Origin of the sequence: Desulfosalsimonas sp., from assembly GCF_046483245.1 — a bacterium.
Taxonomy (GTDB): domain Bacteria; phylum Desulfobacterota; class Desulfobacteria; order Desulfobacterales; family Desulfosalsimonadaceae; genus Desulfosalsimonas.
In genome coordinates this window covers 1-20,219 of the sequence record NZ_JAWODO010000111.1, presented here as the reverse complement: position 1 = coordinate 20,219, position 20,219 = coordinate 1, and the positions used below count along the sequence as shown (strand labels likewise).

21 protein-coding genes, 1 other RNA gene and 1 pseudogene are annotated in these 20,219 nt (G+C 53.4%); 13 read left to right on the top strand and 10 right to left on the bottom strand.

The genetic code is table 11. From position 1 onward, the window contains the following. Positions 1–92: 92 nt before the first annotated feature. Positions 93–338: signal recognition particle sRNA large type (gene ffs / locus R6U41_RS09795), an RNA gene on the bottom strand. A gap of 121 nt (positions 339–459) precedes the next feature. On the opposite strand from ffs, the gene tilS reads away from it, so the two are divergent. From tilS to R6U41_RS09770, 5 genes are read left to right on the top strand one after another with little or no spacing between them, the layout of a single operon-like run. Next, a complete protein-coding gene (gene tilS, locus R6U41_RS09790; protein ID WP_410269656.1) occupies positions 460–2,022 on the top strand; it encodes a tRNA lysidine(34) synthetase TilS in 1,563 nt (520 codons plus the stop codon). Between the two features lies 1 nt (position 2,023). Next, positions 2,024–3,937 (top strand): ATP-dependent zinc metalloprotease FtsH, encoded by a 1,914-nt coding sequence (gene ftsH, locus R6U41_RS09785; protein WP_410269655.1) that lies wholly within the window; start codon positions 2,024–2,026, stop codon positions 3,935–3,937. Next, positions 3,924–4,820 carry a dihydropteroate synthase gene (gene folP, locus R6U41_RS09780; RefSeq protein ID WP_410269654.1) on the top strand — a complete coding sequence of 299 codons (897 nt, stop codon included), beginning with the start codon at positions 3,924–3,926 and terminating at the stop codon, positions 4,818–4,820. Before ftsH ends, folP begins: the two co-directional genes overlap by 14 nt. Then, complete coding sequence (locus R6U41_RS09775) at positions 4,817–5,530, top strand: YbbR-like domain-containing protein (protein WP_410269653.1); 714 nt, start codon at positions 4,817–4,819, stop codon at positions 5,528–5,530. Before folP ends, R6U41_RS09775 begins: the two co-directional genes overlap by 4 nt. Beyond that, complete coding sequence (locus R6U41_RS09770; protein ID WP_410269652.1) at positions 5,514–6,275, top strand: type III pantothenate kinase; 762 nt, start codon at positions 5,514–5,516, stop codon at positions 6,273–6,275. Before R6U41_RS09775 ends, R6U41_RS09770 begins: the two co-directional genes overlap by 17 nt. Positions 6,276–6,296: 21 nt before the next feature. Here R6U41_RS09770 and R6U41_RS09765 read toward each other — a convergent pair whose 3' ends face one another. The 5 genes from R6U41_RS09765 to R6U41_RS09745 all read right to left on the bottom strand — a co-directional run bounded on the left by R6U41_RS09765 (position 6,297) and on the right by R6U41_RS09745 (position 10,003). Then, the gene (locus R6U41_RS09765; protein WP_410269651.1) at positions 6,297–6,467 is read right to left on the bottom strand and encodes a hypothetical protein; all 171 of its coding nucleotides are present in this window, start codon (positions 6,465–6,467) and stop codon (positions 6,297–6,299) included. A gap of 182 nt (positions 6,468–6,649) precedes the next feature. Further along, positions 6,650–7,336 (bottom strand): zinc-ribbon domain-containing protein, encoded by a 687-nt coding sequence (locus R6U41_RS09760; RefSeq protein ID WP_410269650.1) that lies wholly within the window; start codon positions 7,334–7,336, stop codon positions 6,650–6,652. A gap of 81 nt (positions 7,337–7,417) precedes the next feature. Continuing rightward, the gene (locus R6U41_RS09755; RefSeq protein WP_410269649.1) at positions 7,418–8,581 is read right to left on the bottom strand and encodes a type IV pilus twitching motility protein PilT; all 1,164 of its coding nucleotides are present in this window, start codon (positions 8,579–8,581) and stop codon (positions 7,418–7,420) included. A 54-nt stretch (positions 8,582–8,635) separates the two neighbouring features. After that, entirely contained in the window at positions 8,636–9,718 is a 1,083-nt protein-coding gene (locus R6U41_RS09750) for a type IV pilus twitching motility protein PilT (RefSeq protein WP_410269648.1), read from the bottom strand. Between the two features lie 39 nt (positions 9,719–9,757). Further along, positions 9,758–10,003 carry a YggT family protein gene (locus tag R6U41_RS09745; protein ID WP_410269647.1) on the bottom strand — a complete coding sequence of 82 codons (246 nt, stop codon included), beginning with the start codon at positions 10,001–10,003 and terminating at the stop codon, positions 9,758–9,760. A gap of 245 nt (positions 10,004–10,248) precedes the next feature. On the opposite strand from R6U41_RS09745, the gene proC reads away from it, so the two are divergent. The 4 genes from proC to R6U41_RS09725 all read left to right on the top strand — a co-directional run bounded on the left by proC (position 10,249) and on the right by R6U41_RS09725 (position 14,152). Further along, on the top strand, positions 10,249–11,115 hold the full coding sequence (gene proC, locus R6U41_RS09740) for a pyrroline-5-carboxylate reductase (RefSeq protein WP_410269646.1): 867 nt from the start codon (positions 10,249–10,251) through the stop codon (positions 11,113–11,115). A 32-nt stretch (positions 11,116–11,147) separates the two neighbouring features. Further along, positions 11,148–12,971 (top strand): cytochrome c biogenesis protein CcdA, encoded by a 1,824-nt coding sequence (locus R6U41_RS09735; RefSeq protein ID WP_410269645.1) that lies wholly within the window; start codon positions 11,148–11,150, stop codon positions 12,969–12,971. 61 nt (positions 12,972–13,032) lie between these two features. Beyond that, complete coding sequence (locus tag R6U41_RS09730) at positions 13,033–13,518, top strand: thioredoxin family protein (RefSeq protein ID WP_410269644.1); 486 nt, start codon at positions 13,033–13,035, stop codon at positions 13,516–13,518. Between the two features lie 25 nt (positions 13,519–13,543). After that, positions 13,544–14,152, top strand: a complete 609-nt coding sequence (locus R6U41_RS09725) for an NUDIX hydrolase (protein ID WP_410269643.1) — start codon at positions 13,544–13,546, stop codon at positions 14,150–14,152. Here R6U41_RS09725 and R6U41_RS09720 read toward each other — a convergent pair. Next, the gene (locus R6U41_RS09720) at positions 14,145–14,429 is read right to left on the bottom strand and encodes a hypothetical protein (RefSeq protein ID WP_410269642.1); all 285 of its coding nucleotides are present in this window, start codon (positions 14,427–14,429) and stop codon (positions 14,145–14,147) included. The genes R6U41_RS09725 and R6U41_RS09720 overlap by 8 nt on opposite strands. Between R6U41_RS09720 and R6U41_RS09715 the strand changes: the two genes are divergently transcribed. The 3 genes from R6U41_RS09715 (at position 14,430) to R6U41_RS09705 (ending at position 18,374) form a co-directional block, all read left to right on the top strand. Then, entirely contained in the window at positions 14,430–15,371 is a 942-nt protein-coding gene (locus R6U41_RS09715; RefSeq protein ID WP_410269641.1) for a ChaN family lipoprotein, read from the top strand. 152 nt (positions 15,372–15,523) lie between these two features. Further along, the gene (locus R6U41_RS09710) at positions 15,524–17,617 is read left to right on the top strand and encodes a ribonucleoside triphosphate reductase (protein WP_410269640.1); all 2,094 of its coding nucleotides are present in this window, start codon (positions 15,524–15,526) and stop codon (positions 17,615–17,617) included. 61 nt (positions 17,618–17,678) lie between these two features. Then, a complete protein-coding gene (locus R6U41_RS09705; protein ID WP_410269639.1) occupies positions 17,679–18,374 on the top strand; it encodes an anaerobic ribonucleoside-triphosphate reductase activating protein in 696 nt (231 codons plus the stop codon). 158 nt (positions 18,375–18,532) lie between these two features. Here the strand turns inward: R6U41_RS09705 and R6U41_RS09700 are convergent. Then, positions 18,533–18,613: pseudogene (locus tag R6U41_RS09700) on the bottom strand (hypothetical protein); the annotation flags it as partial. Positions 18,614–18,713: 100 nt separating this feature from the next. On the opposite strand from R6U41_RS09700, the gene R6U41_RS09695 reads away from it, so the two are divergent. Further along, entirely contained in the window at positions 18,714–18,908 is a 195-nt protein-coding gene (locus R6U41_RS09695) for a hypothetical protein (RefSeq protein WP_410269638.1), read from the top strand. A gap of 25 nt (positions 18,909–18,933) precedes the next feature. On the opposite strand, the gene R6U41_RS09690 is transcribed toward R6U41_RS09695, so the two are convergent. Beyond that, on the bottom strand, positions 18,934–19,305 hold the full coding sequence (locus R6U41_RS09690) for a hypothetical protein (protein WP_410269637.1): 372 nt from the start codon (positions 19,303–19,305) through the stop codon (positions 18,934–18,936). 25 nt (positions 19,306–19,330) lie between these two features. Beyond that, entirely contained in the window at positions 19,331–20,005 is a 675-nt protein-coding gene (locus R6U41_RS09685) for a YkgJ family cysteine cluster protein (RefSeq protein ID WP_410269636.1), read from the bottom strand. Between the last annotated feature and the right edge of the window lie 214 nt (positions 20,006–20,219).

The following is a 20,219-nucleotide window of genomic DNA, read 5'->3' as shown; positions in this document are numbered from 1 at the left end:
ATAAGTCACGCTCGTGGATTGTCAAGGCATGTTTTTTTGAACAAATTCGCTGAAAACCGGAAGGAAAGAGAAAAACAGGGAGAAAATCCCGGCCGGGAACCCTCCTCTGCATAGGCACGGAAAGGGTAAATCATTGCAAAGCCGGGAACGATCCGCGACACAGACTGGCATTACTTATCGCTGCTTCCTTCCGGACCTGACGAGGTTCGTAACCGTCTGTTGCGCGGCGGCCGACCTGAATGATTTACGATATCCGGTCGATATGCTCGGGAGGGAATTCAGCCCCGCATAAAGCGGTTTTCGGGTACAGGGCACCGCTATCACCCCGCCTATCCCAGCCGGAAAAATTACTATAAGGACTGTGAGCCCGGTTTTCAAGAAAGAATTTCACCATCGTGGATATGCGTGTCGGATTTATTTGTGTTTTCAGCAGGGTTATTATATTTTAGGAAAATGTCATTGAAACGCACTGAAGTACAACAGCGGTTGACCATGAACAAGTTAAAACCCGGGCGCCCCGCCGTATCTGTCTCGGATGCGCTGGTGCGGCAGGTCAAAGACACGATTGATTTTTATTCAATGATTGCGCCGGGCCAATCCGTGCTCATCGGCTTTTCCGGGGGGGCGGATTCCACGGCGCTGCTTTATGCCCTGTTCGTCCTTTCCGAACAGCAAGGCTGGCGCCTGGGCATTGCCCATGTTCACCACGGCCTGCGGGAAAAAGACGCGGACCTGGATGCCGATTTTACCGCTGCCCTTGCCAGAAGCATGGATCTGCCTTATTATATGGAGCAGTCTGATGTACGGGGCCGGTGCCGGCGGGAAAAAATCAGCCTCGAAGAAGCCGGGCGCAAAATGCGTTACGCCTTCTTTTTTGATATCGCAAAGACCCACGGATATGACAGAATTGCCGTAGGCCACCAGAAAGACGACACAGCCGAACAGGTAATGCTCAACCTGCTTCGCGGAAGCGGGCCCGAAGGACTCACCGGAATTTCACCGGTGCGCGGCCCGATCATCCGCCCGCTGATCCGGGTGTCGCACAATGAGATTGAAACGTTTCTGCAGGAAAAACATATTGCATGGCGGGAAGATGACTCCAACAAGGACAACCGGTTTACCCGCAATCGTATCCGCAACCATCTGCTTCCGGAACTGCAGACTTACAATCCGCAAATCAGCGAGACGCTCTGGCGGCTCGCAAACGTGATGCAGGCGGAAAACGCCTGGATAAACGAAATTGTCACCCCGGTTTTTGAGCAGGCTGTATTGGAACAGGGCCCCGGGTATGTAGTGTTATGCGCAGAAACGCTTGCAGGCCAGTCCCGGGCAGCCGGGAGAAGACTTGTGCGAATGGCCCTCAGGCAAATCAAGGGCAGCCTGCGGCGCATCGGCTGGAGACATGTGGAGCAGATTATTTCAGCACCGGACAAGGACAGCACCCGTAACCGGCAGTTTCATCTGCCCGGCCGGATCCGGGTCTTTTGCGATGGCAAACGGCTTGTGCTGACCCGGGAAAAAAAATCCTTGAGATCCGTTTCATTGTCCGGCAGACAATATAAGACTGAGGATTTTACCTATCGGCTGGACGCGGGGGAACTCGTCAGCGCCGGTGCCTGTATCCGGATTGCCGAAACCGGGGCACAAATCCGCTTTGAATGCACCACAAATGACGGCGATACCAGGGTATTAAAAAACAACGGCAAAACGGCCCGGATGGATCTCGACAAGGTGAATTTTCCCCTGACCATCCGCAATGCACGTCCCGGGGACCGGTTTGTTCCCCTGGGCATGCAGGGCCGCATGAAAATTAAGGATTTTTTTATAAACAACAAGATAAACCGTCATGAGCGCGGCCGCATTCCCATTGTCCAAAGCCCCGAAGGCATTGTCTGGGTGGGGGGCCTGCGTATTGACGAAAGCGTGAAGGTCACTGAACAGACCACAAACATTCTAAAAATTGAAATTTCCGGCGAGCCGGCAACCCTTCAACACCTAACGGATTTCCGAAAGGATTTTTAAGTTGAACGCGTTTAACAAGAATTTGGCGCTGTGGATCGTCATCGTGCTGATGATGATCATGCTCTACAATATTTTCAGCACACAGCAGAAGACGGAAAATGAAATCGGCTATTCCCAGTTTCTCACCATGGTCGACAGCGGCCGGGTTGACAGTGTTACCATCCAGGGCGACAAGCTCTCGGTAACCGATGAAACCGGAGACACCTCCCTGGTTTATGCGCCCCAGGACAATGAATTGATTCCCATTTTACGGGAGCAGGGCGTTTCCATCAAGGCCAAGCCCGAGCAGGAAACCCCTTGGTTTGTCTCGGTGCTGGTTTCCTGGTTTCCCATGATCCTGCTGATCGCGGTGTGGATTTTTTTCATGCGCCAGATGCAGGGCGGCGGCGGAAAAGCCCTCTCCTTTGGCAAAAGCGGGGCCCGAATGCTCTCGGACCAGATGGCCAAGATCACTTTTGATGACGTGGCCGGCGTTGACGAGGCCAAGGAGGAAGTGGCCGAGCTGGTTGAATTTTTGAAAAATCCGAAAAAATACACCCGCCTTGGCGGCCGGATTCCCAAGGGGGTCCTGATGGTGGGCGCCCCGGGAACGGGCAAGACACTGCTGGCCCGGGCCATTGCCGGCGAGGCCGGGGTGCCGTTTTTCAGCATCAGCGGCTCGGATTTTGTGGAAATGTTTGTGGGCGTGGGCGCATCCCGGGTGCGGGACCTGTTTGTCCAAGGAAAAAAAAACGCCCCCTGCCTGATTTTCATTGATGAAATCGATGCAGTGGGCCGGCAGCGCGGTGCCGGCCTGGGTGGGGGACACGATGAGCGCGAACAGACATTAAACCAGCTTTTGGTTGAAATGGACGGATTTGAGTCCAATGAAGGCGTCATCCTGATTGCCTCAACAAACCGGCCCGATGTGCTCGATCCTGCCCTGCTCAGACCCGGGCGCTTTGACCGCCAGGTTGTGGTGCCAATGCCCGATATCAAGGGCAGAACCGAAATCATCAATGTGCACCTGAAGCGGACCCCGTCTGATGCGGACGTGGATTCCGTTATCCTGGCCAAGGGAACCCCCGGATTTTCCGGAGCAGACCTTGAAAACATGGTCAACGAGGCGGCCCTGATCGCAGCCAAGAAAGACAAGGAAAAAGTGGCCATGATTGATTTCGAGGAGGCCAAGGACAAAATTTTCATGGGCCTGGAGCGCAAATCCAAGGTCATGAAGGAGGAAGACAAGCGGACAACGGCCTATCATGAAGGCGGCCATGCCCTTGTGGCCCGGCTGTCTCCGGAAACCGACTCCATCAACAAGATCACCATCATTCCCCGGGGAAGAGCTGCCGGTCTTACTTGGTTTCTGCCGGAGGAACGCGATTTCATGTTCAAGGACCAGCTCATGAGCGAACTGGCCGTGGCCATGGGCGGACGGGCGGCAGAAGAGCTCATTTTTTCCCGCATCAGCACCGGCGGAGCCAATGATATCAAAAAAGCCACTGAGCTGGCGCAGAAAATGGTTCGCTCCTGGGGCATGAGCGAGGTTCTCGGTCCGCTGACCTACGGCCAAAGCGATGACCACATTTTTCTGGGACGCGAAATTGCCCAGCACCGCGATTATTCCGAGGATACGGCCAAAAAAATTGATGCCGAGGTCTCCGGTCTGGTCACAGAAGGCTATAGCCGGGCCAAGCAATTGCTCACCGACAACGTTGACATTTTAAACCGCCTGGCAGAGCAGCTGCTTGACAAGGAAACCGTCCAGGGCAGGGAGCTCGACGAGCTTATCCGGGAAATGCGGCCGGGGATCCGGCTGCCGTCTGATCCCAGCGAGAAAAGCGCCTCTGAGGCAGAAGCCGAAATCCGCAAGGAGCAGCAGCAGGAGGAGGAGGAGGAGAAGGAGAAGGAGAAATCCGATGAGCCGGCATGAACTTTGTTTTTGCGGCCGCCGGCTGCATCTTGACAAAAAAACCGCCATCATGGGCATCTTAAACATCACCCCGGATTCCTTTTCAGACGGGGGAAAATTTCTGCGTTATGAAGACGCCCTGGACCGGGCCCGTAAAATGATCCAACAGGGTGCTGATATCATCGATATCGGCGGGGAGTCCTCCCGGCCTTTTTCCGAACCGGTTTCCACTGACGAGGAACTCGACCGGGTTCTTCCCGTGATCAGGGCCCTTGCCGGCAACATTGACGTACCCGTATCCATTGACACCACCAAGGCGGAAGTCGCCCGGCAGGCGGTGGCGGCAGGCGCGGAAATCATTAACGACATCAGTGCCTTGCGCTTTGACCCGGATATGGGAAAGGTGGCCGCTGACACGGGTGCCGGACTTGTGCTCATGCACATGAAAGGCACGCCCAAATCAATGCAGAAAAATCCTGTGTATGACGATCTAATCGGAGAAATCCGCGTTTTTCTCACGGATGCGGTTAGCCGCGCAAAAGCGGCAGGCGTGGAAGCCAACCGGATTGTCATTGATCCGGGCGTGGGCTTTGGCAAAACCGTTGCGCACAACCTGCAGATCCTCCACCAGCTCAAAGGGTTTGACGACATTGGCCCCCCTCTGCTGCTGGGCGTTTCCAGAAAAGCATTTATCCGCAAAATCCTCGGACAGACAAAGGGGGCCGAACCCGCCCCTGATGATCCGGATATTGAAACCGGAACCCAGTCGGCGGTGGCCATTGGCATCTTTAACGGCGCGGGCATTGTTCGGGTTCACAATGTTTCCCGGGCCCGGGCAGCGGTGCGGATAGCCGATGCGGTTTGCCATTCCGTTGTTTCTCCGACCGGGGAAAAAAACCAATGAAGGCATACCGGCATCCGCAGCCGGGGCGGCAATTTCGGCCTGCGGCCCTGGGGTTTATGATTCTGGCCGCCTGTATGCCTGTTTTCAGCCAGAACGCTTTTTCCTCCGCCCCCGAAGAAGCCATCAATGCCACCATTGCCGTGGAGGCCCGCTATTCAGGGACCCCGGCTTTTGGCTATGAAGTGGCGGAAGCCGGGGTCTTTCCCGAGCACGTCGAGGTCACGGGCCCTGAAAGCCGGATTCGCGAAATCAGTGCTGTACAGACCCATTCCCTGGATATCACGGGTGCCACGGAAACCATTGAAAAAAAAGTGCCCCTGGACCTGCCCGAAGACATTGAGACAACAAGCAGCGGAGACAACGGACAGATCCGGATCCGGGTGGTGATTGAAAAACAAAAGGTTGAAAAAACTATAAGAGACATTCCGGTTGAACTGGTGCACGATGCGCATCCCAGCATTGTCCGGCCGGCTACGGTCACCATCACACTTTCCGGAAACCGACTTTTTTTTGCAAACGAATTTTCCGCCAAAGACATTGACGTCTGGATGAACTTAAAAGGCATGGGCCCGGGACTCCATGTGCTGCCGGTGGAGATCCGGCTGCCGGAAAAAACAGATTTGCTCCGGGTCGAGCCCCAGGTCTTTACGGTTCAGATTCTGCCGCAAACCTCCAATACATCGGAAAACAACCATGCTGCTGGTACTTGATGTGGGCAACACGCACACGGTGGTGGGAATTTTCAGGGATGACAAGATTGCAGCCCAGTGGCGTCTTCACACGGACTCAAAACGCACTGAAGATGAGCTGCACATGCACATGGACTGGTTTTTTGCACAAAACGGGCTGCAATTGACCGATATTGACAAAACCGTGATTTCCTGCGTTGTGCCGCCCATGATCCAGGCATTAGACGCTTACTGCCGCAAGTATCTTCGACTCAACCCGCACTGGATCGGTCCCGGGGTTGTGGACATGCCCATCTGCTACCGAAATCCCCAGGAAGTGGGTGCAGACCGCCTGGTCAACGCCGTGGCTGCGTATGAAAAATATCGCACCAGCCTGGTGATCATTGATTTCGGCACCGCCACCACCTTTGACTGCATTTCCGAAAAAGGGGAATACCTGGGCGGCGCTATTTCGCCGGGAATCGGCATTTCCGCAGAGGCCCTGTTTCAGAGAGCCTCCAAGCTGCCCAGGGTGGAACTGTTTGATCCGCCTGCATCAGTGATCGGAAAAGAAACCGCTGAAAGCATGAAATCCGGATTGTTATACGGTTATGCAGAACTGGTGGACGGCATGGTCAAACGGATCCGAAAGGAAATGGCACCGCGCCCGCGGGTGATTGCAACAGGCGGCCTGGCCCCCATGCTCGGCAAGCTTTCGGAAACCATTGAAGCCGTGGAACCCGAACTGACCCTGGAAGGCCTGCGGCTGATCAGCAAGCAGCTATAGCAGGGCTCGGCAGGTTGCGGCTCAGACCATGTCCATTTCTTTTTTCACCCGCTGGATTTCGGTCTGAATCGATTCTTTCTCCGAAGCGGTCAGATCCGGGCGGGCCATCTGCTTTTCCAGTGCCAGCAGAATCATTTCCATGCGGTATTCATTGCAGGTGTATGCGGCGGTGGTATCGTCTTTTTGCGACATAAAACAATTTGTCTTTCCAGCAATCAGTGATGGTTTCGTAAAAAGTAAGTTTTCAGATGGCGCGGTAAAAAGTTCAAGATCAAGGCTTGCACGACTCCGAAGAATGCAGCGTACTTATCCGTACGTGAAATTCTGAGGAATCGCGCGTAACGCAGATATTGACCTTTTTACGGCGCCATCAATCAGTATTGCCCCAGTTTTTTCGCGCTTTCCTTGAAAACAGCATAAAACAGTTCATTTTCATTGATGGCCCGGGCCAGGATGCGATCAAGCTGAGAGATATCCTTTACGTGAATGACCACATTGACGCTTTTTAAAAAAGCCGCCATACGATCCATTGTATCGTATCGTTCCGTGAGAAGGGCCACAAAGATCTGGCGCCGGGTGTCCATGGTCATTCGCTGGAGATAGATCAGCACCCCGTTGGCATCCGGACTGCTGCTGTCAAAGGTTTCGTTGAGCAGAATCAGGTCGAACTGATGGTATTTCATTTTGCGCAGGGCATCACGGACGTCTTCGGGCACGGTTACATGATAATCCATGACTTCCAGAACCTTTTGCGCCTGCGAAACAATGCCTGCGTCGTTTTCCAGCAACATGGCTGTGCGGCCCTCTTCCTCAAGAAAATCAAAGGGCTTTTCACTGGCGTCATAGTCTTCGCCGGAAACGGCAAATTCATCCGCTTCGTCTACCGATCCTGCCTCGGCATCCTCAAACCCGGCATCCGCGGCAGGATCGGCAGATGCAGCCGGGTCCACTGAAATTCTGTTTTTGCAGCCCGGACAGCGTAGGGAAAAAGGCTTGTTTTCCGGGACCTTTTCATCCGGTATCTGAATTTTTTTCTGGCAGTGAGTGCAGGTAATCTCCATCTTTGCCGTCCTTGCCGCAGTTGCGGTCAATGCCTTGTGCGCAGCCGGGCAAACCCGGCGGGCATTTGCCCGGGCGCACGGTTATTTCCGGTTATATCCCATGTCGATCTCGAGATTTTCAATGTCGGTGGTGGCCTCGCCCCGTGCGCTTTTGACCTGGTCAATGCCCCGGCCCACAACAGACCGGCGCGAAGCGTAAGACAGGGCCGTGTTTTCCGTGATCAGGCCCTTTTCAAAAAGATTGACAATATTGTTGTCAAAAGTGGTCATGCCAAAGGCGTTTCCGGCTTCCATGATCTCATAGAAAGTCTTGCCCTCGGCTTCCCCGTTTAGAATCGAATCCTTGACCCGAAGACTGGTGCGCAGGATCTCAAAAGCGGCCACCCGGCCCCCGCCTGCCTTGGGCAGCAGGCGCTGGCATACGATCCAGCGCATGGTGTCGGCCAGCCGGATCCGAACCTGATTTTCCTCTTCAGTGCTGAACATGCCCAGGATGCGGTTTACGGTCTGGCCGGCATCCACGGTGTGCAAAGTGGTCAGCACCAGATGGCCGGTTTCCGCCGCTGTCAGACCGATTTCCACGGTTTCCCGGTCGCGCATTTCGCCAACCAGGATTACCTTGGGTGCCTGGCGCAGGGCCGCGCGCAGGCCATGGGCAAAGGAGTCAAAATCCCGGCCGAGTTCCCGCTGATTAAAAGTGGCTTTTTTGTGGGAATGAACAAATTCAATCGGATCTTCCAGGGTAATGACGTGAACGGATTTGTTCTTGTTGATGTCCTCGAGCATGGCCGCAAGGGATGTGGTTTTTCCGGTACCGGTGGCACCGGTGACAAACACAATGCCGTTTCGCTCCTGCGCTATATCGTAAAATGACCTGGGCAGGGCAATTTCCTGGATGGTTGGCACCCGCGTTTCCAACTGGCGCAGCACCACCGAGTAGTGACCTGACTGGGAAAAAACATTGACGCGGAACCGGGCTTTGCCGGGCAGGGAATAGGACAGATCGCAGGAGCCTTCCCGGATCAGGGTCTCGGTGAGCCTCCGGTTGTTGCCGATAAGGTTTAAGGCCACCATCTCTGTTTGAAAAGGGGTGAGTTGGCGCAGCGGCGGCTTCATGTCAACGGGTACCAGTTCGCCGTAGGATTCCACCTGCAGGGGTTTTCCAACGGTGAAATTCAGGTCGGAGACGCTCTGGTGCGAATCGAGCATGGTGGTCAGGATATGATCCATTTCCGGCTTTCGCATACCCTCGTTTCCTCGTGTGATTGGTTTTGTGCCGCAGATCGGCCGGGTTTTGTGTTACGCCTCTGTAAAATCGGCTGGCGGATTTTTCATCAACGGCCGGAACCGGGATTTTTCATTGGATTTGGCATAGGCGTCCTCTCCGCTGATCCACCCCTTGTTGTACAGATCCATGATGGCATCGTCTAAAATCTGCATACCATATTTTTTGCCGGTCTGCATAGACGAGGCCAGTTGATGAGTTTTGGCCTCGCGGATGAGGTTTCGCACCGCAGGGGTGGCGATCATGACCTCCAGGGCCGGGCACCGGCCTTTTCGGTCGATTCGCTTAAACAGCACCTGGGCCAGAACCGCGCGGATACCGTCTGACAGGGTCGACCGAATCTGGGGCTGCTGATGGGCCGGAAAAACTTCAACAATCCGGTCCACGGTTTTCATAGCGCTGGAGGTGTGCAGGGTGCCGAAAACAAGGTGTCCGGTGGAAGCCGCCTCAATGGCCAGTGAAATGGTTTCCAGGTCCCGCATTTCCCCCACCAGGATGACGTCCGGATCCTCACGCAGCGCACCGCGCAGGGCCGCGCTGAATGTTTTGGTGTGCTGGCCCACTTCGCGCTGATTAATGATACACCCCTTGCTTTCGTGCACAAATTCGATGGGATCCTCAACCGTGATGATATGATCCTTGCGCATCCGGTTGGCCTCGTCAATAATGGCAGCCAGTGTCGTGGATTTTCCGCTGCCCGTCGGACCGGTGACAATCACCAGTCCCCTTGGCAAAGTGGCCAGCCTGGAGACCACCGAGGGCAGGCCCAGTTGCTCGACGGTCATGATGTTGGTGGGAATCTGCCGGAAAACCGCGCCCACGCCGTTTCGCTGCATGAACATATTGGCCCGGTACCTGGCCAGGCCCGGGATTTCATAACCGAAATCAATGTCCCCGGTTTCCTCAAATACCTTGATCTTGTCTTCCGGGGTAATTTCATAAACCATGGCGCGCAGGTCGTCATTGCTCAATGCCTTGTACTTCACCCGCTCGATCTCCCCCCGGATGCGCAGGGCGGGCTGCTGGCCGGCCGCCAGGTGAAGGTCTGAGGCCCCCTGATCATTCATCAGCTTGAAAAACGCATCAATCTTAGCCATGCAAGCTCCCGGAATTTTGAATGAAATAAACCGGGACAGCTACATCATCCGTCCCAGTTGAAACAGGCTTTTAACCAGAAATTCCTGAAGAAAAATAATGCCCAGCAAAACAATAATGGGAGAAAAGTCGATTCCGCCAAACACCGTGGGAATACGCCGGCGAATCTGGAACAATACCGGGTCGGTAACCTGGCGTATAATCCGCACAATCGGATTATACGGATCCGGATTGACCCATGACAGCACCGCCTGGGCGATAATAACCCACATATATACAGTCAACACGATTTGCAGGACTGTTGCCAAACCAACGAGAAAATTACCGAAGATAAGCATTTGCCGCACACTTTATATGAATAGGGTGATCTGATTGTCTCTTTTGCCCTTTTTTCTTGTACCGAAATATATTTAAATATATATGCACCATTCGTCAAGATCTTTCCCGAAGTCTTCGGTCATTGACAACATCGAGGATCACCCTTATAAATGCATTTACCTGCAAACTGACCCATTTTGAAAACGAGAGGCGCATGCAACGAATCAAAAAGCAAATCGGTTTTATTGGTGCCGGCAACATGGCCGAAGCCATGATCGGCGCCATGATCGGCGCCGGCCTGGTGATGCCGGACAATCTTTTTATCAGTGACCCGGATGAAAACCGCAAGGCGAAGCTGCAGTCCGCCTACGGCCTTCAGACGACTTCAGGCAATAAGGATCTGGTTTCCCGATGCGACATTGTCATCTTTGCCGTCAAGCCCCAGGTCATTGATGCCGTTTTGCACGAACTGGCCGAAACCCGGGCATTTACCGCTCCTGCCGGCCGCCGGCTGTTTATATCCATTGCCGCCGGAATCCCGATAGCGCGCATAGAGGAGTTTATTTACGCTCAAAAAACCGATGCCGAGATCCAAAACATGCCCGTGCTGAGGGTCATGCCCAACACCCCGGCCCTTGTGGGTGCCGGCATGTCCGGTTTGTGCGCAAACATGTCTGCCCGGGCCGCTGACATGGAAATTGCCCAGACATTGCTTTCCGCCATGGGAAAAGTCAGGGTGGTGAATGAAGAACAAATGGACGCGGTCACGGCCCTGTCCGGATCCGGGCCTGCCTACGCCTTTTACCTGCTTGAAGCCATGATTGAGGCCGGCTGCGAACTCGGACTGGAGGCCGGTGCAGCCTCGGATCTGGCCGAAAGTGCCGTTTCAGGTGCGCTTTCCCTGATCCGGGCCCGGAATGAGGACCCGGAGACTCTGCGCAGCAAGGTCACTTCTCCAGGGGGCACAACCGAGGCCGCCATCCGGATTTTAGACCGGCACCAAGTCAAGCAGGCCATTGTTTCAGCGGTAATCGCCGCCGCTCAACGCTCCCGGCAGCTCAGCCAGCCCGGAAACGACTGATTCTTTGTTTTGAAAACGCATCCGGCTTTTCAATGCCGTGCCCAACACTGACCATGGAACTGGCCCGTATTTTGCTGAAATCCAGATTCTTTTCTTTCGCATTACTGCTTGTTTCCGCCCTGCTCATCACCGGCCCGGCAAACGCCGATCCGGAACTGCTGAAGGCAAAAGCCCGTCGCTCCTCCATTGAAATCCAGGCTGGCGGCCGAACAGAGGTGGCTTTGGCGGTTGAAATAGCGGATAATTGGCATATTCATTCCAACAAGCCCGATGAAAGCGATTTTGTAGCTGCTGCACTTCAGCTGGCGGATTATCGAGGGATGTTTACCCTGGAAAACATTCTTTATCCAGAGGCCGAAGAACACGATTTTGCGTTTTCTGACAACCCGGTGAGCGTCTTTAATGAAACCTTTTACATAACAGCTACGCTTGCGGCCCGAAATTCCGTGACGCCCGGAACCTATGATGTGCCGCTGGAGCTTGTCTTTCAAGCCTGCTCCGAGTCCGCCTGCGCCACCCCGGCCGATGTCCGGGACGTGATAAAGGTCAAGGTCACCGGGCCGTCTGCTGCCCGGAATCCGGAACAGCCGGGACTGGACGCCGGTGTCTCCGGAAACACGAAAAAAGATCCTGCAGACAGCAGCGCCGCAAAGGCGGGATCGGGTATTTTTGCCGACATCGCCTCTGCCGGCCTTGCCCTCAGCCTGCTGCTGGTTTTTGCAGGCGGCCTGGGACTCAACCTCACCCCTTGTGTTTATCCCATCATTCCCATAACTATCAGCTATTTTGGCGCCCAGAGCGAGGGGCGCACATTTTCCCTGTTTATCCTGGGACTTGTTTATGTTCTTGGCATGGCCATGACCTACTCGGCCATAGGCATCATCAGTGCCTTTTCCGGCGCGTTTTTCGGAGGTCTGCTCCAGCAGCCGGCGGTCATCGGCACAATTGTCGGGATATTTATTTTTCTGGCCCTGGGCATGTTTGGCTGCTATGATTTCAAACTCCCGGACCGATTGGTGGCCCGGGCATCCGGGGGGCGCACCGGTCTTTTCGGTGCCCTGCTCATGGGTCTGACCATGGGGATAATCGCAGCACCCTGTATCGGACCCTTTGTGCTTGGACTTATGGCATACGTGGCCACTGTCGGCGATCCGTTTTACGGATTTCTGCTCTTTTTTTTCCTTTCCCTGGGTCTGGGGTTTCCATATCTGTTTCTGGCCGTGTTTGCCGGAAAAATACGGCAACTGCCCCGTTCAGGGGTTTGGATGGAGGGGGTCAGGCATATTTTCGGCCTGATTCTGCTGGCCATGGCCGTCTACTTTGCCGCCCCGCTTTTGCCGCCCATAATCCGGGCATACGCCCTTCCGGTTTTTGGAATCCTGGCCTGCGGGTATTTGCTGTTTTTCGACCGGGCCGGCAATTCGGCTGTCGTTTTCCGCCGCCTGAAAACCGGGCTGGTTGTTGTAGTGCTGGGCTTGAGCTTATTGGGCTTAATCCCGCCGGAAAGCGCCAAGGACCAGTGGCCAGCCTTCACAAAACCGGCCTTCCGCCAGGCACTGACAAACGAGGGGAAAGTGATTATGGTATTTCATGCAGACTGGTGCCTGCCTTGCCGGGAAATGGATAAACAAACTTTTTCCGATCCCCGGGTTCAGGCGGCCATGGATGATTTCCGGGTGTTTGAGATTGATCTCACCCGGGCCGAAAACCGGCAGGCCCGGCAGACCAGCCGGACTTTTAACGTTCAGGGAGTGCCCACGGTTCTGATAATTGATGACACCGGCCAGGAGGCCGACCGGATAACCGGTTTTATTGACTCCGATGAAATGATTCAGCGGTTGTCCCGGGTTAACTGAACATGGCGCTGACGGCTTTGAACGCAAGCAAAACAAATTTTTCAATATACAAGGAGAATGCATGACTCAAATGCGAACCCTTTGCATGATTGCCCTGTTTGCCGGATTTTTTGCCCTTGCGGTGATCCCGGCCGGCGCCGAGGAAAACGGTGACAGCGGTTCTGAAATCAACTGGTATTCCTATGAAGCCGGCATGGAAAAAATCAGGGAAAGCGAAAAAAAAGGATATCTTCATTTTTACACGGACTGGTGCTCCTATTGTCGGTTAATGGATGAAAAAACTTTCTCTGATGCCGATGTGGCCGACTATATCAACGCCAACTTCATCTCCATGCGGGTCAATGCCGAACAGGAGGAGGATCTGGCTGAGTCCTACAGGGTCAGGCAATTTCCGTTAAACTGGTTTATCGACAACAACGCTGAACCCATCGGCAGCCAACCCGGATACATCCCACCGGAACAGATGGTTCACATGCTTAAATATGTTAAGACAGATGGTTATGAAACAATGAATTTCAGCGAATATATGGAAAAGCAGGATAACTAGGACCCGAACGAAAACTAGGTTTTTTATGAACAACAAACCTCGCAGCGATCCTGCCCGAAGCGTTCCGGGCACGGATCTGGATGCCCGGGCCATGGCGCAGCGAGTTGAAAATTCGCCTGCCTGGCGCATGCCCCGGAAGTCAGCCTTTGCTGCAGCCAGCGTTATGTTGCTTTTATATGAAAAAAACCGTCAACCTTGCATGCTTGCGGTTTTAAAAACCGATACCAGGGGATACCCATGGCGCAATCAGGTGGCCCTGCCAGGAGGGCATGCGGACCCACAGGACAGTTCGGCCCTGGATACCGCCCTGCGGGAAGTCGGTGAGGAACTTGGCATCACTGCCGATCAGATCCGGGTGATAGGATCTCTCGGCCATTTTTCCACTATCCGGCAAACCGTCATTGAAGTTTTTCTCGGTATCTGGGACGGCGACCCGGCCAGTCTGTGCCTGGATCCTACAGAGATTGCCCGGGTAATCGAAATTCCGATTTCAGCCTTGCGGCAGATTCATGAAATGAAGGGTTTTTCCGGCAGGGATCCGGATATCTCCGAATTGACGTATGCCTATGAGGATGTGACCATCTGGGGAGTAACCGCCCGCATGGTGCATTTCCTTCTGGAACATATCATTTAAGTGAACTGTTGCGTCTGGGTTCGCGCGCTTTGCCAGCGGCGCCCCCCTGCCAGGCACGAAAGCTCATAAATACGCACAGCAGCCCGGCCGCAGCGCTGAGCAGAGCCGGCACCCAGACATAAGAATGAAAATCCGGCTGGCTGCGGGCGACCGCAATGCCCAAACCACCCATTAGTGTGAGCAAAAGAAAGATTGTCGCCGCTGCAAGGCAAAACAGGCGACCGCGGTACCAAGGCACCGGGTTTTTCCGAAACAAGGAATTTTGATTGGATTGCATATGATTTCGTTTACCTCATCTGACTTGCTGGATCAAGCCATGATTGCCACGATCATCCGGTTTGCTGCGGTTTTCCTGCTGGCAATGGCCCTCGGGGGATGCACGCAAACAGCCGGTGGCCCTGTGCGGCCCTCACCGAAATCCCAATATCGTCCCGGCACCATCATTTCCGCAGAAACCGGAAAACCGGTTTCCTTTGAAGCCATGATCCAGGACCTTGAAAACACACGTGTCATCTATGTGGGTGAGACGCATACGCGCAAAGCCGACCACCAGGCTCAGCTCAAAATTTTAAAAGCCCTTGATCAGCAGGTTTCAAAGCTGGTCGTGGGCATGGAAATGTTTTCCAGACCTTACCAACCCGTTCTTGATGCCTGGTCCGGCGCAAAGTTGTCTGAGACCGTTTTTATTAAAGACACACACTGGTATGCCAACTGGAAATTTGACTATGATTTATACAAGGCCCTTTTGGATTATATCCGGGAGCAGCGGATTGCGCTTTACGCTTTAAACATTGAATTCCACATTCCTTCCCGGGTTGCCGCCGGCGGCATTGACTCCCTGCTGGCCCATGACCGCGCCCGCCTGCCGAAATCCATCTTTTTGGATAATTCCGATCACCGGCAATACGTTCAGGATGTTTTTGACAAACATGGCCGTGCTACAATCCGGTATTCTTTTGAAAATTTCTACCAGGCCCAGTGTGTCTGGGAGGATGTGATGGCCGAATCCGTCAGCCGGCACCTAAAAGACCGGACCATGCTCGTTTTTGCCGGAAACGGCCATATCACCCACAAGTTCGGCATTCCGGACCGCGCCTTTAAACGCACCCGTGCGCCTTTTAAAACCGTCATGCCGACTTCCAGCTATGACGCCGAAGATCTCCGGGCTGCCGATTATATCTGGATCACTCCTGACAAGCAGCCCGAAACCCCACATTGATCCGGGTATCTTCTGTTTTCCGGCCAAAATACAATATATAGATTTTTTGTTTGACACATAACAATATATTGTTATATATTATTGCCAATCACCAATACGGTGGGGTCAACGCTCACTCATGTATCCGAAGCATTCACAAAGGGGGATTACCTATGTTCACACACATTAAGAAGCGCAACGGCAGAGTTGCTTCTTTTGATGCATCCAAAATCACTGCAGCCATTGCCAAGGCCGGCAGCGCCACCGACGAATTCGACGAGTCAATGGCAAAGAAGCTAATGCTTCGCGTCCTAACCCTTGCCCATGAGATGCAGCTGCCGTCCCCGCCGGAGGTTGAGGAAATTCAGGATATCGTTGAACGGGTCCTGATTGAATCGCCTTTTCACAAATCCGCCAAAGCCTACATCTTATACCGGGAGCAGCACGCCCAGATCCGCAATATCACCACCCGGGCAAATGTAGAACTCGTTGAGAACTACGTCCAGAAAATGGACTGGAAAATCAAGGAAAACAGCAACATGAGCTTCTCCCTCCAGGGGCTCAACAACTATATTTCCTCTGATGTCACCGCCGAGTACTGGCTGAACCGGATTTATCCTCACGAGGTGCGCAATGCCCACAAAAACGGGGATCTCCACATTCACGACCTGAGCCTGCTGTCGGTTTACTGCGTTGGCTGGGACCTGCAGGATCTTCTACAGGTTGGCTTCATGGGCGTTCCCGGAAAGGTGGAAAGCGCCCCTCCCAAGCACCTGCGCTCAGCCCTGGGCCAGGTGGTCAATTTTTTCTACACCCTTCAGGGGGAGGCGGCCGGCGCTCAGGCCGTATCCAATTTCGATACCTTGTTGGCCCCGTTTATCCGATATGACGATCTGTCGTTCAAAGAGGTCAAGCAGGCGCTTCAGGAATTTGTCTTCAACATCAATATCCCCACCCGGGTGGGATTTCAAACCCCGTTTACCAATATCACCATGGACTTAAACGTGCCCAAAATGCTTAAAGACACGCCCGTGATCCTTGGCGGACAAATGCAGCCGGAAACATACGGGCAGTTCCAGGAGGAAATGGACACGTTTAACCGCGCCTTTGCTGAAGTCATGATGGAAGGAGATGCCAAGGGCCGCGTGTTTACCTTTCCCATTCCCACTTACAACATCACCGCGGATTTTGACTGGGACAACCCCAATCTGGACAATATCTGGAAAATGACCGGAAAATACGGGATCCCCTATTTCTCCAACTTTGTCAACTCGGATATGTCGCCGGAAGACGCCAGATCCATGTGCTGCCGACTCCGCCTGGACAACCGTGAGCTGAAAAAACGCGGCGGCGGCCTTTTCGGGGCAAACCCCCTGACTGGCTCCATTGGCGTGGTCACTGTCAATCTGCCCAGAATCGGCTACCTTGCCCAAGACCGGGAGGATTTCCTTTCCCGGCTTCATCAGCAGATGCAGACTGCCGCCCAGAGCCTGACCATCAAACGCAAGGTTCTGGAAAAATTCACCGACCAGAGCCTGTATCCTTATTCAAAATTTTATCTGCGTGCCATCAAGGATCAGACCGGTTCTTACTGGACCAACCATTTCTCCACCATTGGATTAATCGGCATGAACGAGGCCTGCGTCAACCTGCTTGGAACCGATATCGGCACTGATGAAGGCCGGCAGTTTGCCGTGGATGTTCTGGATTACATGCGCGGCACCATTGAACAGCTCCAGGAGGAAACCGGGGAATTTTACAACCTTGAGGCAACCCCCGGCGAAGGAACCGCCTATAGGCTCGCCATGCTGGACAAAGAAGCTTTTTCCGACGTGATTTGCGCCAATGAAACCGAATTTGTCCAGGGAGCGGATCCATTTTATACCAACTCCAGCCAGCTGCCGGTCAATTATACGGATGACGTGTTTGAAGCGCTGGAGCTCCAGGATGACTTGCAGACCCGGTACACCGGCGGCACTGTGTTTCACATTTTCCTTGGTGAGCAGATGATCCAGTTTGAATCCGCAAAGAATCTGGTACGCAAGGTCACGGAAAACTTTCGCATGCCCTATTTTACCATTTCACCCACCTTCAGCGTGTGCCCGAGCCATGGCTACATCAGCGGTTATCACGAAAAATGTCCCACGTGTGATCAGCCAGCCGAAGTCTACTCCCGGGTTGTCGGGTACCTGCGGCCGGTGCATCAGTGGAACAACGGCAAACAGTGCGAGTTCAACATGCGCCGGACCTTTCAGGTGGCTTCCTGAAAAAAGTATGATCAACTTGTAAACAGAACCATAAGTGAACCCTACCGCGGATGAACCGGAAATGCATATAGGCGGCCTGCTCAAGTACTCTTTAATCGATTATCCGCCGCACATCAGCTGCGTAATTTTTACGGCCGGGTGCAATTTCCGGTGCCCGTACTGCCACAACCCGGAACTGGCAGTCACCGGCCCGGACACCCGGCACCTTTCCCGAAACCATATCATGGATTTTCTGGCCTCCCGGCAGAAATACCTTGACGGAGCAGTAATTTCTGGCGGGGAACCCTCCCTTCACCCGGAACTGGCCGGATTTTGCGCTGATCTCAAGTCTATGGGATTTCTTGTGAAACTCGACACCAACGGGAGCCGCCCTGAAGTAATCCAGGACCTTGTGAAAAACAGCCTTGTGGATTATCTGGCCATGGATATCAAAACCGACCCTGAACTCTATAACCAATATATTGCAGTTCAGGCTGACGCTACTGCGCTTCGCAGCTCTATTCAAATCATTATTGAATCCGGGCTTGCCCACGAATTCCGGACAACCTGCGTCCACCCCCTGACCACCCGGGAAACCGTAAAATCCATGGCGAAATTGGTTGCAGGAGCCGACCTCCACGCTTTTCAACATGTTCAGAACAAAAATGTCCTGGACCCGAGTTTTTTTAACGACCAGGGGCGTGTCTCCTCAGATGCTGAAATGGACGAGTTCCAAACCCTCATGGCCGGTTATGTCAAAAAGGCCATCATTCGATAGATTGCCTTTTTTCTCCGGCACCTCCATGCTCCCACAACGGCTGTCCTGATCTGATCAATCGAAAACCCGTTATTGTTTCACGTGGAACAATAACGGGTTTTCGGGCAAATGCTATTTTTTCTGGTTAACGGCTCCAACCGCGCCTTTGGCCCGGCTGCTTACGCAAAACAGGGCAGCAGGCAGAAAAATTTTTTCCACAATTTTGCCCTGATCGACATGGGGCAAGACGGACAAAAGCATCCTGTACTGTATCAATAAACTTGACAAAAGCAGGACTTTAAATGAAAATGGCTGCCTTTTGAAGCAAAGGCAGCCATTAAAAAAACAGGAGGGACCAAATTGACTGTTGCAGGACTGATCAAAGCTGCGGCCATGCTGCTTGCAGCCGGAATTCTGGGCAACTGGTTTTTATCCGAAGTAAAACAGGCCAAGATTGAAAAAAAACCCTGGTATACACCCTATCTTTCCGTTCCCGGACTGCTGATTCTTCTTGCCTTAAGCCTTCCGGTGATCGCATGGCTTGTTCAGAAATAACCAGTGCCAATGCCGGCCAAAAATCTTACGGGGTATCCGGGGCGTTTTTCTGCTTTTCAACCCCTTCCCTGTCCAGCAGCTGCCTGTACCAGCATGCAAAGTCAAACATGCCCAGATAGCGCTCATCCTCGTTGATAATCCCGAGGCATAGCTCCATGGCACCCTTTCGGTAATCATGCCCGTGCTCAGATATATCCCATGTCTGAAAAAATTCACGGATCAAATCATTCATGGTGCGGCGGCTGCGATCCATGCGCATGTCCAGGGGATCCTTGGGCCCTGCAAAGGGATCCCACCGTTCATAACCCTTTTTCACGATGTGTTTCTGGCGCCTTGGCGCCATACTGTCAAATATGGCCTTTTTCAGCCTGTCTTTTTCCTTTTCGCTGAGTTCCATAACTTACCCCGTGCAATCAAATTTGTTATTCCTGTTCCGAATCGCCTCCAGCAGAAGCAATCCCCAGGTATTCTTCGTTATAGTCAGTAATCAGGGCCATGGAAACCGGCACCAAAACATCAGCCATTTTCACGTGCCGGGAGCCCATTGCCTTGACCATTTCCCCGGAAATCCGCATCAACTGATCGTGAATGGCATCCATATTAATGGTGGTATATTGCACGCCAGCCTGAAATCCTGTCTTGCCGCAGGTGCGACCCTGGCCGCCAATAGACAAAGGCGCCCCGTAAATCCGGCAAGCAATGGGCCGATACGGATACAGATCACAACGATCCGATTCATTTAGCAAAGGGCAGCGAATCCGCTCTTTTGCCATTTCCTCAACAATAAGGGTCTCATCTTCGCCTTTCTGCCTTCGCCGGTAGGCATCCCGTTTGCGCTTGTAAATTTTCCGGTCTGCCTCATTGGCTTTTTCAAGAAGAGTGCTGCGCTCTTGCCCTGAAAAATTGGCGTTAAACTGATGATTCAGGTACATGGCCTCGATAAGCGTCAAGTCAAAAAGCGCAAAACAGCAATCCGTACAACCGGGCTCGCAAACCACCTCCTGGGGATATGCCTGTTTAATCCGCAAGAAAGCCTCATCCGCCTTTTGGGCCAGGGCTTCATATGTTTTAAAAAATTCACCTGCATCAAACTTCATTCTGGTATCCTCCTTAAAAGCTGTAGACATCGCTTGATGTTTGTCAAATAGGGATACAATTGTTTCACGTGAAACAATTGTTATTTGCCCACACAATAACGACTGAAAATCTCATCTCGGTGACATCGCCGGTCAGCAGCTGGCTGAGGTCGGCTCGTCCACCAGCACTGTAGAGGGTGACCAGTGCCTCGATCTGTTCTTCGGTGAACTCGAG

Bases quoted from the DNA above. Each gene is read 5' to 3' on its own strand.
- folP (WP_410269654.1), top strand. From the start codon at position 3,924: ATGAGCCGGCATGAACTTTGTTTTTGCGGCCGCCGGCTGCATCTTGAC.
- R6U41_RS09775 (WP_410269653.1), top strand. From the start codon at position 4,817: ATGAAGGCATACCGGCATCCGCAGCCGGGGCGGCAATTTCGGCCTGCG.
- R6U41_RS09770 (WP_410269652.1), top strand. From the start codon at position 5,514: ATGCTGCTGGTACTTGATGTGGGCAACACGCACACGGTGGTGGGAATT.
- R6U41_RS09765 (WP_410269651.1), bottom strand. From the start codon at position 6,467: ATGTCGCAAAAAGACGATACCACCGCCGCATACACCTGCAATGAATAC.
- R6U41_RS09760 (WP_410269650.1), bottom strand. From the start codon at position 7,336: ATGGAGATTACCTGCACTCACTGCCAGAAAAAAATTCAGATACCGGAT.
- R6U41_RS09755 (WP_410269649.1), bottom strand. From the start codon at position 8,581: ATGCGAAAGCCGGAAATGGATCATATCCTGACCACCATGCTCGATTCG.
- R6U41_RS09750 (WP_410269648.1), bottom strand. From the start codon at position 9,718: ATGGCTAAGATTGATGCGTTTTTCAAGCTGATGAATGATCAGGGGGCC.
- proC (WP_410269646.1), top strand. From the start codon at position 10,249: ATGCAACGAATCAAAAAGCAAATCGGTTTTATTGGTGCCGGCAACATG.
- R6U41_RS09735 (WP_410269645.1), top strand. From the start codon at position 11,148: ATGCCGTGCCCAACACTGACCATGGAACTGGCCCGTATTTTGCTGAAA.
- R6U41_RS09730 (WP_410269644.1), top strand. From the start codon at position 13,033: ATGACTCAAATGCGAACCCTTTGCATGATTGCCCTGTTTGCCGGATTT.
- R6U41_RS09725 (WP_410269643.1), top strand. From the start codon at position 13,544: ATGAACAACAAACCTCGCAGCGATCCTGCCCGAAGCGTTCCGGGCACG.
- R6U41_RS09720 (WP_410269642.1), bottom strand. From the start codon at position 14,429: ATGCAATCCAATCAAAATTCCTTGTTTCGGAAAAACCCGGTGCCTTGG.
- R6U41_RS09715 (WP_410269641.1), top strand. From the start codon at position 14,430: ATGATTTCGTTTACCTCATCTGACTTGCTGGATCAAGCCATGATTGCC.
- R6U41_RS09710 (WP_410269640.1), top strand. From the start codon at position 15,524: ATGTTCACACACATTAAGAAGCGCAACGGCAGAGTTGCTTCTTTTGAT.
- R6U41_RS09705 (WP_410269639.1), top strand. From the start codon at position 17,679: ATGCATATAGGCGGCCTGCTCAAGTACTCTTTAATCGATTATCCGCCG.
- R6U41_RS09690 (WP_410269637.1), bottom strand. From the start codon at position 19,305: ATGGAACTCAGCGAAAAGGAAAAAGACAGGCTGAAAAAGGCCATATTT.
- R6U41_RS09685 (WP_410269636.1), bottom strand. From the start codon at position 20,005: ATGAAGTTTGATGCAGGTGAATTTTTTAAAACATATGAAGCCCTGGCC.